13 protein-coding genes and 2 pseudogenes are annotated in these 13,959 nt (G+C 71.0%); 5 read left to right on the forward strand and 10 right to left on the reverse strand.

Annotated elements, in window-relative coordinates; all coding sequences use genetic code 11:
• The 3 genes and pseudogenes from CA983_RS29460 to CA983_RS29470 form a co-directional block, all read right to left on the reverse strand.
• Positions 1-457 (reverse strand): annotated as a pseudogene (locus CA983_RS29460) (leucine zipper domain-containing protein); the annotation flags it as partial.
• A 157-nt stretch (positions 458-614) separates the two neighbouring features.
• On the reverse strand, positions 615-1,619 hold the full coding sequence (locus tag CA983_RS29465) for a substrate-binding domain-containing protein (protein ID WP_086603865.1): 1,005 nt from the start codon (positions 1,617-1,619) through the stop codon (positions 615-617).
• A 279-nt stretch (positions 1,620-1,898) separates the two neighbouring features.
• Positions 1,899-2,312: a VOC family protein gene (locus CA983_RS29470; RefSeq protein WP_086603875.1), complete on the reverse strand. Its 414-nt coding sequence runs from the start codon at positions 2,310-2,312 to the stop codon at positions 1,899-1,901.
• A 181-nt stretch (positions 2,313-2,493) separates the two neighbouring features.
• On the opposite strand from CA983_RS29470, the gene CA983_RS29475 reads away from it, so the two are divergent.
• Positions 2,494-3,348: an aldo/keto reductase gene (locus CA983_RS29475; RefSeq protein ID WP_086603866.1), complete on the forward strand. Its 855-nt coding sequence runs from the start codon at positions 2,494-2,496 to the stop codon at positions 3,346-3,348.
• Positions 3,349-3,441: 93 nt separating this feature from the next.
• Here the strand turns inward: CA983_RS29475 and CA983_RS29480 are convergent, their stop codons facing one another.
• Positions 3,442-3,672, reverse strand: a complete 231-nt coding sequence (locus CA983_RS29480; protein WP_086603867.1) for a hypothetical protein — start codon at positions 3,670-3,672, stop codon at positions 3,442-3,444.
• A gap of 238 nt (positions 3,673-3,910) precedes the next feature.
• Between CA983_RS29480 and CA983_RS46340 the strand changes: the two genes are divergently transcribed.
• Together CA983_RS46340 and CA983_RS29495 are read left to right on the forward strand one after the other, a co-directional pair.
• Positions 3,911-4,048 carry a hypothetical protein gene (locus CA983_RS46340; protein WP_158101899.1) on the forward strand — a complete coding sequence of 46 codons (138 nt, stop codon included), beginning with the start codon at positions 3,911-3,913 and terminating at the stop codon, positions 4,046-4,048.
• Between the two features lie 636 nt (positions 4,049-4,684).
• A complete protein-coding gene (locus CA983_RS29495) occupies positions 4,685-5,419 on the forward strand; it encodes a hypothetical protein (protein ID WP_244207151.1) in 735 nt (244 codons plus the stop codon).
• On the opposite strand, the pseudogene CA983_RS29500 reads toward CA983_RS29495, so the two are convergent.
• Together CA983_RS29500 and CA983_RS29505 are read right to left on the reverse strand one after the other, a co-directional pair.
• Positions 5,398-5,598: pseudogene (locus CA983_RS29500) on the reverse strand (hypothetical protein); the annotation flags it as partial. The gene CA983_RS29495 and the pseudogene CA983_RS29500 sit on opposite strands and share 22 nt — an antisense overlap.
• A 204-nt stretch (positions 5,599-5,802) precedes the next feature.
• Complete coding sequence (locus CA983_RS29505) at positions 5,803-6,561, reverse strand: sporulation protein (protein ID WP_158101900.1); 759 nt, start codon at positions 6,559-6,561, stop codon at positions 5,803-5,805.
• Positions 6,562-6,747: 186 nt separating this feature from the next.
• Between CA983_RS29505 and CA983_RS29510 the strand changes: the two genes are divergently transcribed.
• Complete coding sequence (locus CA983_RS29510) at positions 6,748-7,059, forward strand: zinc-binding dehydrogenase (protein WP_086603870.1); 312 nt, start codon at positions 6,748-6,750, stop codon at positions 7,057-7,059.
• A gap of 302 nt (positions 7,060-7,361) precedes the next feature.
• Positions 7,362-9,083: a hypothetical protein gene (locus tag CA983_RS29515; protein WP_086603871.1), complete on the forward strand. Its 1,722-nt coding sequence runs from the start codon at positions 7,362-7,364 to the stop codon at positions 9,081-9,083.
• 886 nt (positions 9,084-9,969) lie between these two features.
• Here the strand turns inward: CA983_RS29515 and CA983_RS29520 are convergent.
• The 4 genes from CA983_RS29520 to CA983_RS29535 all read right to left on the reverse strand — a co-directional run.
• On the reverse strand, positions 9,970-10,641 hold the full coding sequence (locus tag CA983_RS29520) for a cutinase family protein (RefSeq protein WP_086603872.1): 672 nt from the start codon (positions 10,639-10,641) through the stop codon (positions 9,970-9,972).
• Between the two features lie 176 nt (positions 10,642-10,817).
• Positions 10,818-12,035 carry a PucR family transcriptional regulator gene (locus CA983_RS29525; protein WP_086603873.1) on the reverse strand — a complete coding sequence of 406 codons (1,218 nt, stop codon included), beginning with the start codon at positions 12,033-12,035 and terminating at the stop codon, positions 10,818-10,820.
• A gap of 122 nt (positions 12,036-12,157) precedes the next feature.
• Complete coding sequence (locus CA983_RS29530) at positions 12,158-13,117, reverse strand: alpha/beta hydrolase (RefSeq protein WP_086603874.1); 960 nt, start codon at positions 13,115-13,117, stop codon at positions 12,158-12,160.
• A gap of 21 nt (positions 13,118-13,138) precedes the next feature.
• Positions 13,139-13,959 (reverse strand): thioesterase domain-containing protein (locus CA983_RS29535; protein ID WP_143645580.1); only part of this gene is annotated, 821 nt, incomplete at its 5' end.

Genomic DNA, 13,959 nt, shown 5'->3' on the forward strand with positions numbered 1-13,959 from the left:
GCCGCCGCCATCAGGGATGCGGCCGAGTTTCTTGACGTCTATGTGGAGCAGTTCGCCGGGCCGGGCCCGTTCGTAGCGGCGTACTGGTTCGCCGGTGGCCCGGTCGCAGGCTGCCAGGGCGGGCAGGTGGTGCCGGACGAGGATGCGGTGGGCGGTGGAGGCGGCGATGTTGCAGCGGGCGGCCAGCCGCAGCGGCCCGATGCGATGTTCGCGTCGCAGGCGCACGACCTGCTCCTCAACGGCGTCCGGGGTGCGGCGGGGCTGGTGGTGTGGGCGGCTGGAGCGGTCCTGCATCCCGGTGCCCGTGCTTGCGGTAGCGGCCTGCCCAGCGTGCTGCGGTGGTGTGGCTGACCTGGAAGCGTTCCGCGGCCCGCCGTAGCGGCCAGCCGTCGTCGACGACACACCGGGCCAGACGCAGCCGGCCGGTCGCGGTCAGCGGGGCGTTACGGTGGAACAACGAGGGCCTCCTGGGAGCCGGTTGTAGATGTCGCAATCCACACCGAACCCGGAGGCCCTCACCTCTTTCAAGGACCACTCAAGGCGTGTCGCCTGTCACCAACGTCCCGGGATAGCACACCTAGCCAGTCCCTTTCTCAGCGCGTCCCCTTCTTCTCTCAGCGCGTCCCCTTCTTCGCGAACTCGGCGACGCTGTCGACGTTGTCCTTCGTGACGAAGGCCGGCCCGGTGAGCACCGGCGCGGTGCCGCCGCCGCTGACGTTGCCGTTCGTCTTGTAGAGCCACAGCGCGTCGACGGCGAGGTAACCCTGGAGGTAGGGCTGCTGGTCGACGGCGAACTGGATGTCCCCGCTCTGGATGGCGCCGACGAGGTCCTTGTTGAGGTCGAAGGTGGCGATCTTGGCCTTGCTGCCCGCGTCCTTGACCGACTGCACGGCGGTCATGGCGATCGGGGCGCCCAGCGTGACCACCTGGTCGATGCTGGACTCCTTCTGGAGCTTGGCGGTCAGCGTCGACTTCACGGAGGGCATGTCGGTGCCGTTGACGTACAGGTTCTCCGTCGTGCCCTTGAAGCCCTTCTTCAGGCCGGCGCAGCGCGCCTCCAGCGCGACCTGGCCCTGCTCCTGGATCACGCAGACGGCGTGCTTGGCGCCCTGCTGGTTGAGGCGCTCGCCGAAGGCCTGGCCGGCGATGTTCTCGTCCTGGCCGAAGTACTCGAGCATGCCGAGTTCCTTCCAGTTGTCCAGGCCGGAGTTGAAGCCGACGACGGGGATGCCGGCCGCCTTGGCCTTGGCCACGACCGCCTTCATGGCGTCGGGCTTGGCGGCGGTGAGCGCGATGCCGTCGACCTTCTGGTCGATGGCGTTCTGCACGAGGTTGGCCTGGTTTCCGGCGACGGGGTCGCTGGAGTAGACGAGCTTGATGTTGTCCTTCGCGGCGGCGGCCTGGGCACCCTTGCGGATCAGGTCCCAGAAGGTGTCGCCGGGTGCCGCGTGGGTGACCATGGCAACGGTCATCCGAGGCGTGGTGGCCTTGCCCGCGGCGGCGTCGGTGCCGCCGGTCTCGGACTGCTTCCCGCCGGAGCCGCTGGAACAGCCGGCGGCGAGCAGCGCGCCCACGAGGACGGCGGTGGTCAGGGCGGCGGATCTGTGGTGTCTGCGCATGTCGGGTGCACCTCGGTGTGCTGGGGGGAGCGGGTCGTGCCCGGTCCGGGGAGACAGCTGGAGCGCGTCACTAGCGCGCTCTAGTGGCAGGTACTATGCGGGCGCCTTTTGGAGATGTCAACAGCTTTGTCAGGACGTACCAACAAACAGGACGATCCAACGAACAGGGCGATCCACACGCGTCTCGACAAACAAGGCCGCCCGCACACACCGGCGGTGCACGGCGTGTGCGGGCGGCCCCGCGGGGTGGACGGTCTCTGACCGTCCGGTCGGTCCCGCTCAGCTCTCCGGTCTGCTGATGTTGACCATCCACGGGACGCCGAAGCGGTCCGTGCACATGCCGAACACATCGCCCCACATCTGCTTCTCCAGCGGTACCGACACCGAGCCGCCCTCGGACAGCTTCTCCCAGTAGCCGGTCAGCTCTGCGTCGTCGTCGCCGCTCAGGCTCACCGAGAAGGGCTGGCCCGGCGCTGACTCCATGCCCGGCGGGTTGTCGGCGCCCATCAGGGTGAATCCGCTGGGGGTCTCCAGCATGCCGTGCATGATCTTGTCGGCGTTGGGGGCTTCCGCATGGCCGAAGTCACCGTAGGTGTTGAGGGTGAGGGTGCCGCCGAAGACCTCCTGGTAGAACTCCATCGCCTGTCGGGCGTCGCCGTCGAAGGACAGGTACGGGTTGAGACGCGAGACCATGAGAACCTCCGTGAAGGGGCCGAGGGCCATGTGCGCGCAGCGTAACGCCGGGCACTGGCAACGGCTCGTCGAGCGGTGCCGTGCCGGGGGTGCGCGGCGGTCCGGCGCGGCCCCTGTGACCGGCGGTGCCGCCAACCGCGCTGTTACCGTGGCCGCTTGAGCAGAGGGGGAGACAGCGCTCATGACAACGACCACCTTCCGCATCGGCGGGGATCTGGACGTACGCCGGCTCGGTTTCGGAGCCATGCATCTGCCGGCCGAGCCCGGCCCCGCGCGGGAGAACGCCCTCGCGGTCGCCCGGCGGGCCGTGGAGCTGGGCGTCACACTGATCGACACGGCCCACATGTACGGCTGGGGAGCGAACGAGGAGCTCCTCGCCGAGGCCCTGCACCCCTATCCGGAGGGGCTGCTGATCACCACCAAGGTCGGTGTCGCGCGCATCGACGGCGAGTGGCGGCTCGACGGGCGGCCCGACACCCTGCGCCACCAGGTCGAGCAGGCCCTGCGCCGGCTGCGCGTCGAGCGGATCGAGCTGCTCCAACTGCACCGCCTCGACCCTGCGACACCGCTCGCCGACCAGCTCGGCACGCTGCGGGACCTCCAGGCCGAGGGCCTGGTCGGCCGGATCGGGCTGTCGGAGGTCACTGTCGCCGAGCTGGCGCAGGCCCGGGAGATCGTCGACATCGTGAGCGTGCAGAACCGCTACAACCTGCTCGACCGTGAGCACGAGCCGGTGCTCGACGCCTGTGCGGCGGCCGGAATCGCCTTCCTGCCGTGGCGGCCCGTCGCCTGGGGGAAGGCGGGGGCGGAGGCGGAGATCGCGGCCGTGGCGGCCGACCTCGGTGCGACGCCGACGCAGGTCGCGCTCGCCTGGCTCCTCCACCGCTCGCCGGTCGTCCTGCCGATTCCCGGCACGGCACGCATCGAGCACCTGGAGGAGAATCTCGCCGCGGCGGGCCTGGACCTGACGCCCGCCCACCGAGACCGCCTCGACCGGCTGGCCGGGGGAGTGGCGGCTGCGTCGGGAGCGGACTGAGACAGGGCCTCGCGCGCAAGGGCGCCCCGCGAAAGGGGCCACGAATGGCGGCTTCGCGAAAGGCGGCCCCACGAAAGGCGGCCCCACGAAGGCTCAGGCCTCGTCGGACGACCCGCTGTTCCAGTCGTAGGGGCCGCCGCCGCGCCACTCGATCAGCTCGGTGTCGTCGACGGCCGTGTCGGTGGTGGGCAGGCCCTCGCGGTGCAGGAGGTCCAGCACGTCGAAGAGGCTGTAGGCGACGCCCATGCGCTCGCCGTGGATGGTCACCAGCCGTCCGCCGTCCGACGCGGGCGGCTGCACGACCACAGGGGGTTGACCGTCCATAGCCCCACCATGCTCCCGAAACCGCCGGTTCGCAGCTCGGCCGGGCCGATAAGGGGGTCCTGTACCGGGACGAGCCGGTCGGGCCCGCCGGTCCCGAGCCGGTCCTCGGTGAGGCCGGCAGGGCGTGCTTCGCACTTGCAGCGATCTTGGTGGTGTTGCTCGAACACCGGTAGCAGGGTCGGTCCCGGAGGTGTCGGGTCGGCGGCTACGGCCTCTGGCGGAGCATCAGGCCGCCCTCGTGCCGATCGCCGCGATGATCGACGCCGTGATGGCTGTGCCCGCGGAGTATCCCTCCAAGATGTGGCGGCGCTATCTGGTGATCATTCTCGATGGGCTCCGCGCTTACCCGGGCCAGACGCAGTTGCCCAATCCCTGACTCGCGGAGACCCTGCTCCTCCGGGGGACAGTGCCAGCATCCGGCTACGCGGGTTCACAGCCGGTACTGGCGTCACGTCGCCGGCTACCTGTCAATGGCCGGGGGTTGGTCGTTCGTCTGCACGTGCCTCGGTTCTTCTGCGACCAGAGTCAGTGTCGGCGCGCCGACGTTCGTGGAGCAAGTGCCGGGTCCGACCGAGCCGCGGCGTTCTTCCACGGCAACGGTCGGCGATGCGCTGCCTGATCGCGAGACCGGCTCCGTTGCCGCCTGGCTCCACGAGCACCCCGGCGTCGAGGTGTGGCGTGAGCGCCTGATGGCTGGCGGTGGAGAAAACGTGCCGACAGCATCGCGTATGTCCGCGCCAGCCCCCTGCCGCAGGCACCCCGCCGCCGACGGCCCGGCGACTCCGCGCCTGGAGCGGGTACGCCAACGCCACAGGGAAGTCAACGACCTTGCCGCCTGGCCGGCATCACGTATTGGCCGCCGGGGTATCGCAGGCGGCGCCATGAGCGCAGCCCTGGCCTCCTACGAGGAGGCGTTCCGCACCACTGCTCACGCATCACGTCGAGATCCGAGCTCAAGCAGAACGCAAGGCGCCGCTCCTGCCGCCCGACGATCACTGGGGGCGAAGCCCCGATGAAGCCGGACAGGCGAGAACAGAAGGTCGTCGACCGATTCAACCGCGTCCTCGCCGGTCACGACGGGGTCTTGGAGGTCGTCTCGATTGGTGCATCTGAGCGCCGAAATGGGGTATCACGGGACCGGACCGTGCTGCATGATCGCGTCATGCCGAATCCTGCTTCATTCCGTGACCAGACCAACTGGTCCGACGGCTACTACGAACTTGCGATCGAGGTTGGGTCCACTGATGCCGCTGAGATACAGGCAGTCCTGAGCGCTGTGTGGTCGGCAGCAGGTGTGCAGGGATCATTCGCGTTCAACGACCGTGAGCCCCACGAGCAGGAATCCGTGCCATGCACGGTCGCCTCCCTGACCGAGTTCGGCCACCTTCACGGTCAGGTCCGCTTGCCGACCGGCCAGCCGGCCGTGTGCGGTTGCGTGGCGATCCGCGGAGGTGACGACAGCAGCGACTGGCTGGACTTTTACATCCCCCTCGGAGCGTTGGACAAGGCGGGCATCGCCTACTGGGACGGCCGGCCGTTCTTCCGGTCCGCCGTCATGGACGACTGGCTCGCGGTCATTGGGACCGAGACCTTCGAGCAGGCGATGTTCAGCCTCGGCGTGATCGGCTGGGAAGTCTCTGGATGCACCGATGCGGCAACGTTGGCACACAAGCTCCCGCAGGAGCGCGCGATCGGCTACCTGCTTCCGCACGAAGGAGTCCTGCACTACGGGGCGGCCAACATCTGAGTTCGGCCACTCCGGGAGGGTGCGACCCCGCGATAGCAGATGAGGGCACTGGCGATGCCGACGAAGGCGAGGAAATGCTCGGCCTTCCGCTCGTAACGGCGGTGCAGGCGCCGACGGCCGTTCAGCCAGGACATTGTGCGCTCGACCACGCAGTGGTGCCGATTCAAAGCGGCCGAAGACCTGGTTGGTGATGCGATTAGTGTCGCACCTCGGCCTGAAGCCCCATTGACTTGTGGGCGTCGTGTGCCGCCGGGGCGCGGATCAGCTCGATCCGGCGACGGCACGGGAAGGAACGGAGCGCCCCAGTCCGCACCCGGAGAATCGTCCCGGGACCCGGACGCCGACGCGCACGCCGACTCGGACGCCGCTGAGAGCCGGGAGGGTCAGGCCGCCCCCACCTGGCGAAGCCAATCGCCCACCAGCCGGTTCCAGTCGGTGCGGTCGAGATCGTGGTGCGCCACGACAAAACGGCAGGCCGGGGGCTTCTCTTCCCACGACTGGACGCCGTGGCCGGAGCGTCGCAGCAGGACCTCGCAGCCGACTGCGTTGGTCAGGAAGACGAGTTCGAGGTCCGTGCTGACCCCGTCTGACGCACGGTCCCGCAGTTCGAGCAACTGGTAGAAGTCGTACGGTTGGTCGACGTCCGGGATCCACTCCTCGACCAACCGCCCGGCCTCGCAGGTGTATCCGTGCCCGGTGAAGGCGTCGAGGACGGCCTCGTGCAGAGGCAAGGGCGAGACGTGCAGCAGATCCTCGTCCGAACCGGTTCTGATCGCACTGTCGTCCACGCGGGTCCGCAGTTCCAGGACGACTCCCAGCGCTCGCCCCGCCACTTCGGTGAACGGCGTCGCCCAGGGCAACCGGACCGTGAACGGCACGACGACCTCCTCGCCCCTCGGGACCGAAAAGGGGCCGTACGCGTAGGCGCGGTTGACCTCGTCGTCCCCGGCACGGACACCGAGGGCGGCGGTCCAGGACGCGAGCACCTCGAAGGAGAAGCGCTGGATCTCCGTGCCGAGCAAGCCGCCCCGAACGACCACCTGGCCGGGGACCGTGTCTCCAGGACGGAGGAATCCGGCGAGCACCTGGGCGTCGACGTCCACCGGACCTCCGCCCGCCCGCGCAAGTATTCGAGTGAACATCTCCGGATCATATGACTCCCGGGAGTGCATGCACCGCACATGCAGTGAATTCCGGCACGCCAAGGCTTTTGATGTGGATCACCGGCGTGACGAGAGTGGCCCGGTGTTTGGAGCTGAGTATCGAGCCGAGGCCGTCCTGCCGCTCGTCGGGGGCATTCTCCACCGCCCACCCGCGGAAGCGGGTGAGTGAGGCTTCTCCGTCATCGGTCTGAGCCGGCCAACTACCTGTGCTCCCTCGGTGCCGTCCCCGTCGCTTACGGCAACGGCCTCGCTGACCGTATCGTCCCCATCGCCGACCTCCGGGCCGCCGAACTGGGGGTCATCTTCGCCGGCCACGATCGCGGGTTCGGGCCCCAGCTCGCCGGCTACGCCCAGCTCGCCGCCGACGGCCGCCTGCGCGTCCGCATCGACCAGAGCTGCCCGCTCGCCGACGCCGCCGAGGCCCACGAGCTCAGCGATTCCGGTCACCCGCGCGGAAAGCTCATCCTCCGCCCCTGAGGATGCAGCGCAGGCGTACGCCGACTGCCTCTGCGGCTGAGGGGGCGGCATGGTCGATGTCCGGGAGCAGGGGGCCGCGTGGGCGAAGGTGAGGTCGAAGTTGTGGCCGCAGATTCAAGCCGCTGGGTCGATCGCCTGAGGGCCGGTCGCTGATCACGGGCACCGTGTTGCTGGTCGCGGGAGGTGTCGTTGCACTGGGCGTCTTCGCGTTCCTGTGCGCCGGTGACAAGGCACGATCCGGAAACTGAGTTCTCATCAGCACCCCCTGAGCGACCTCCTGCCGGAGCCCTAGCGTCCGTGGCATGGACATGAACCGTAGGACAAGAGGGAAGTGGCGGGGTGCCGCATTGGCGGTGCTGCTGACCGCCGGGACGCTCACGGCCGCGGCTCCGGGTGCCCGGGCCGACGGCGGGCGGACCGAGACGCCGGTCGCGTCGACGTCGCCGGTGACCGGGGTGACGGAGTCGGTGGTGCGGGTGAGGGTACCGCTGCCGGAGTCGGCCGGGCCGCGTCCGGCCGCCTGCGACTGGCTGTCGTACCTGCGCTACCGCTCCGCCGACGGGCCTGCCGCCTCGTCCGACGCGGACCGGATCCTCGTCGCCCAGCCCGGCATCCTGGAAGGGGCCGGAGCGTTCGACAGCGTGGCCCGCAACACCGTGGCGCGCGCCGCCGAGCAGGGCCTGCACATCGAGTTCTGGGCGCTGGACCGGCGCTCGAACTGCCTGGAGGACCGCACCGGCATCGCCTCCGGCGACCAGCACACCGCCGTCGACTACTACTACCGCGGCAAGCAGGTCGACGGCCGGACCTTCGCCGGCTTCGCCGGCAACGAGAAGCTGGGCTGGATGGCGAAGCTCGGCATCGAGCAGACTGTACGCGACCAGTACGACCTGCTCACCGCCGAGTTGCCCGACCAGACGCAGCGCAAGGCGAAGGTGCTGTGCGGCGGGCACTCACTGGGCGGTGTGATCACCGGGTACTTCGCCGCCGCCGACTTCGACGGCGACCGGGCCACCACGGCGGACGCCGGGTACAACCAGTGCGCCGGCTACTTCGCCCTCGACACGACCGTCTCCACCTCGCTGGCCGACCTCAGCGGCAGCCTGCCGGACGACACCAACCTGCCCGACATCGGTCTCGGTTACGGCGTGGTGCAGGCCGGGCTCGACAGCGGGGTGCTGCCGCGCACGCTGTCCGCGCCGGTGCTGCTCAATCCCGAGACCATGACGCTGCTCGGCATCGCGGGGATGGGTGCCCTCAAGGCCCCGGACGCCGAGGCGAGCCTGCCGCGCTACCTTCCCTCCAACCTCAACATCGAGGCCACCCACCGCGTCCTGTTCTCCAAGGACACCGCCGCCTTCCTCACCGGCAAGCCCGCGGTGAAGGACTTCCGGCTCACCAACGGGGCGGTGCTCGGTGCCCTGCTGGACGACAACTCCGTACCACTCGCCTTCCTCCAGACCAGCGTCGGCTTCTTCGACGGCGGGCCGATCGCCGACAAGAGCTTCCCCGTGGCCAACGGCGGGGCGCAGCAGCCCGGGCCGTACGGCACCGCGTACAAGGCCATCCCGGACCGGCCGCAGGGACCCCTCTACACCTGGCGCAACTACGACCGCGTCGGCGACCCCGACGACCCCGGCCACCGGTCGGCCGACGGCACGCCGTTCACCGGCGCGGGCGAGGAGGTCACCGATGTTCGCCAACTGGCCCGCAGCCTGGCCGAGCAGCCGCTGGACTTCACCGAGCAGTACTTCCCGACCAAGCTGGTGACGGACATCCAGATGTCCACCTCGCCGCAGGTCAAGAAGCTCGTCGTACATCCCGGCGGGCTCAAGGCCAACCCGGTCCTCACCGTCCTCGCCGGCGAGGGCCTGCTGGCCGGCCGGGTCGCGCCCGAGCTCCACCCCGTCATCGCCGACGGCTACCAGCACCTCGACGTACTGACCGCCGCACCCACCCAGAACAACGGCCGCCCCGAGCCCGTCTCCACGAGCCTCGCCGCTTTCGCACACTCCCCGCGCTAGCCCACCCCGCACGCACGACCGAGGCCCGGGAGGATTCCTCCCGGGCCTCTTCGCGTGCCGCTACGACTCGGGCGACACAGCTGCTCGGACACCGCTGCGGCCGAACCTGCTACAGGGCACAGACCCGTGCTGCGACAAGTCCCGCTGCCCGGCTCATGACCACTGCATCGGCTCGGGTCGGCGTGTCGGCGAGGGGCCCGGTGCTGGGCCCGAGATCCGTTCCGGCGCCGAGTTCCGTATCGGCTCAAGGCCGGCCGCCTGGGTCAGGTCTGTGCCGGGGCCGAGATCCGTGTCGAGGGCAAGGCCGGCCGCTGGTTCAGGTCCCGTGCCGCAGCTGAGCCCCCGTCTGCCGGGGTCGGGTCCGTGCTGCGGCGAGATTCGCGCGGAAGCTAACGCGCGCGGCAGCCATGGCCGTGCAACGGCCGAGGCCTGGCCCGTGCTGCGGCCACGTTCCGCTGTCCGGCGCAGATCGGCGCCGGACCGAGGTTCGTACCGGGGTCAAGGCCCGCCGTCCGGTTCGAGCCACGCCGGACCGAGCCCCCGCTGCGCGGCTCGAGTCCGTGCCGCGGCGAGATTCGCGCGCTAGCCAACGCCCGTGCGGTAGCCAACGCCCGCGCGGCAGCCAAGGCCCGTGCGGCAGCCAAGGCCCGTGCGACGGCCGAGCCCCGTGCCGCGGCACAGGTTCGTGTGAGGGCCCGCCGCCCGGCACAGATCCGCCCCGTGACCAGGACCCGCGACCGTGACCAGGGCCCGCGCCGTGACCAGGGCCCGCGCCGTGACCAGGGCCCGTGCCGTACCAGGGCCCGCGCCCGGGCCAAGACCAGCCCCCACGCCAAGACCCGCGCCGCGGCAAGTCGTGCCCCGGCGCGGGTCCTTGTCGCTTCGGTCAGAGCCTGCTCGCCGCGAACGTCGCCGCTTCGTCCGCGTTGTCGCGGTAGCTCAGGTGTGCCCCGGTGTCGTTGCCGCCCCTTTCGCAGACCGGGTCGCCCTTGGCGCAGATGTCCAGGGTGCGGCTCTGGTACGTGCCGGTGACGCTCTTGCCGAGGGCGCGGATCGGGTTGCCGAACAGCAGTACCGCGGCGACCTTCGGCTCGACCGCCGCGGGCAGCGTGGCCACGATGGGGCTGCCGACCACCGCGCCCGCGCTGCTGATGCCGATCGAGTTGTCGACGACGTTCGCGCCCTGCGAATAGCCGACGAGAACGAAACGCTGATTCGGGCAGGCGGCGGCCTGGCTCCTCACATGGTTCACCAGGTCCGTGTTGCCCCGCGCGGCAGACGTCGGGGAAAGGTTCGCGGGATAGTCCACCGCGTAGCTGGAAAGGCTCTTGCCCGCCGCCTTCTTCTGAAGGGCGGAATACACCGGATCGCCGACGATGAAGCCGAGCGTGCCCGGCTCGAAGGTGCCGCGCGCCGAGACCACCTCGACGTCCGTGCAGGCCGCAGCCGCGGTCGTGGCCGCAGTCGTGGCCGTGGCCGTGGCCGAGGGAGCCGAGAGGGTGGCGAGACCGGCCCCGCCGGCCAGCGAGAGCGCGGCGAGACACAAACGGATACGCATGGGGGAATCCTCCGCGGGTGAGGCGCGTCGAGCGCCTGCGAAAAAGGACGGCCCGAACGTATTCGCTGTGTCTCCCGGAGTGTTATGGACGGGATTATGGAATCGCCGCGGTTTTTTGTTGCCGATTGAGTACGTCGCCGATTGAGTAACTCGCCGATTGCGTTGCGTACGGGGAATCAGTTCTGCCGCGTACGCAGTGACTCCGCGCGGAGCGCGAGAATCAGGTCGAGGCGGGTCTCGGGATCGTGCAGGGCGTCGCCGAACAGCTTCTCCAGCTGGCGCAGGCGGTAGCGGACCGTCTGCGGGTGGATGTGCAGCCGCACGGCGACGTCCGGCACGTTGCTGCCGCTGATCAGCCACGCCAGCAGTGTCTCGCCGAGCCGGTCGCGCTGCCCGGCCGAGACCGTGTCGAGCGGCGCGAGGACCCGCTCCCGGAGCCGTTCGAGCAGCGGCTCGTCGCCGTACAGCAGCAGGGTCGAGAGATGGTCGGCGCATCGCACCACGCCCTGGCGGGGGAGGATCCCGCGCCCCATCAGCCCGAGCGCCCGGGTGGCGAGGCGCAGCGACTGCGCGGCGTCGGTGACCGCGACCGTCGGGCCGATCGCGGCGGGCCGGCCGCGCAGCGCGAGCGTGAACGCCCGGCCGAAGCGGCCGGAGCCGTCCGGGTCGGGCACCAGCATGCGCGGAGGCCGGGACTCCATGTCCACCAGCGCGCCTGCCGCGGCCAGCGGCCGGTCCTCCTCCCGCTGGTCCGGTGCCGCCGCGAGTGCCACGACGGCGACCGTCCGGGGCACCGGCCAGCGCGCGCTGTGCGCCAGATCCTGCACGGCCTCCAGCGCCACCGGCCCGTCCTCCAGCAGCAGGTCGAGCAGCCGTCTGCGGCGCCGCTCCAGCTCGTCCGAGCTGCGCAGCTGCGCCTCCGCGTAGCCGGCCGCGGCCGCCTGGGCGACCTCGTGCACGGTCCGGAACGCCAGCTCGCCGAGCGCCGCGACGACCGTGGAGTCCAGGCCGAGTTCCTCCGCCGTACGACCCATCAGCCGCCAGGCGTGCAACCCTCCGACGCGCAGCGCGGACTGCAACGCGTCCAGGCTGCGGCCCTCCAGGGCCTCGCCACGCCCGAGTTCGTAGTACGTCGCCGCGATCGCGCCCCCGTCGTCGCGCGGGTCGGCGATGTGGTCGACGAACAGGGTCAGCGCCTGCACCACCCCGGCCCGCAGGTTCCTGCCGTACGCCCCGTCGGCGGGCCGCGCGTACTCGGGAACCTCACGGCGGACCTCCTCCTCCACCTGGTCGGCGACGGCCGCGAGCTGGGCGCGCAGCAGCTCCGCCAGATCGGGCGGCACCAGTGGCGTCTCGGGGCGGTTCGGCACGCCGTGCGGGGTGGGCACAGCCATCACGGGCACTCCTTTCGGCCGGAAGCGGCTCACCCGCGGGCTGTTGCCGCTGGGACGAGCGGGAAGTCCTGTGTTGGACGGACGACCCCTGCGCTCCGTTCCGTGCCCCGACGGCACCCCCGTCACTCCGGCACGCCCAGCGCATGGGCGAGCATCGGCCACGAGGCGGTGAACTCCCGCTTCCAGTAAGGCCAGTCGTGTCCTCCTCCCGAGTAGAGGTGCGTGGTGGCCCGGATGCCCAGGCGGGCGAGCGTGCCGGTGAAGCCCTGGGCGGAGGGCCACAGGGCGCTCTCCAGCAGTCCGGGCAGCGGATCGCCGCCGCTGCCGCCGCCGACCCCGCTGCCCTGGGAGACGTACAGGGCGGTACCGCGCAGCCCCGTGGCGCGGGCCCGCGGATTGAAGTCCCGCCAGGTCAGCAGGTTCAGCAGCGGATGGCCCCACAGGGACGCGGCCGGCAGGTTCTCGCGGGCGACGATGGCGTCCATGATGGCGGGAACGCCGGGGGCGGTGGTGTCGAGGATGCCGCTGAATGAGGCCGCGGCCCTGAACGCCCCGGGGTGGCGGGCCGCGTGGGCCATCGCGCCGTAACCGCCGGTGGAGACCCCGGCGACCGCCCGTACGCCGGAGGCCCGGTACTCCCGGGCGAGCAGCGCCGGCACCTCCTTCACCTGGAACGTCTCGTAGTCGGGGCCGCCGCGCCAGACGCTGGGGATGCCGGTGGGACCCGCGTCCGGCATCGCCACGATCAGGTCGCGGCCCTCGGTGAAGGCCTCGATGTCGGTCTCCCGGGTCCAGGACGTGTAGTCGTCGTGGGCGCCGTGCAGCAGATACAGCACGGGATACGTCCGTTCCGGCCGCGCACCGAAGCCCGACGGCAGGATCAGCCGGACCGGCGCGCTGCGGCCGAGCGCGGCGGACGGCACGGACACGTCCAGCGTGCGCGGCCCGAGCCGGGTCGCGGCCCCGGCACGGGCCGTACCGCTCGCGGCCCCGAACAGGACGGCGAGACCGGCGGCGGCCGTCGCTCTGGCGACGGTGCGCCGGGACACTCCGGCAGCGTGCTTCGGCGGCAGGTCGGGCATGGCGGCTCCTCGGTGTGCGGTTCAGGGGGCCCGTTCGGCGAGCACCCGGCTCAGGTGGGCGGCGATCTCGTCGACGTGCGGCGGATCGAGCAGGGACAGATGGTGACCGGGCACCGGCACGACCTCCAGGCGCGGGCACACCTCGTCCCAGCCCAGCGCCTCGTCGTCCCGTTCGTACGCCGGGTCGCGCACGGTGTGGGGCGCGGGCTCGGTGGCCCGGTAGAGGACGACCGGACCGTCGTAGCCGCCGGGTCGGTGCAATTCCCCGATGCCCATGTCGAGGTAGGAGGCGCGCTGGTGCTCCAGTGCGGCGGGCGGCACCTCGGCGGCCTCGCGCAGTGCCCGCAGCACGGTGTCGATGCGGTCCTCGTCGTCGTCCATGGCCACGAGTTCGTCGTACGGCAACTCCAGCCGCACGCCGTAGGCGTCGGCGACGTGGTCGGCGAAGCCCTCGAAGTGCGCCCGGATCCGGTCGGCGTGCGTCAGACCGGGCCGGGGGAGAGGGCGTACGGAGTCGATGAGCACGACCAGCGGCACGTCCCGTCCGGCGGCGGTCAGCTGCCGCGCGGTCTCCTGGGCGACGAAGCCGCCGAATGACCAGCCGCCCAGCAGGAAGGGCCCGTCGGGCCGGGCGGCGGCGATCGCCTCGGCGTAGCGGCGCGCCTTCTCCGGCACGGTCCGGGCCTCCTCGATCCGCTCCAGCCCGAACACCGGCCGGTCCTCGCCGAGCCGTTCGGCGAGCGTGCTGTAGACGGCGACCGGACCGCCGGCCGCGTGGACGAGGAACAGCGGGGGCCGGGAACCGGTGGCGCGCAGCGGGCGCAGCGGGGTGTTCTCACGGG

Origin of the sequence: Streptomyces swartbergensis, from assembly GCF_002148965.1 — a bacterium.
In the GTDB taxonomy this organism is placed as follows: domain Bacteria; phylum Actinomycetota; class Actinomycetes; order Streptomycetales; family Streptomycetaceae; genus Streptomyces; species Streptomyces swartbergensis.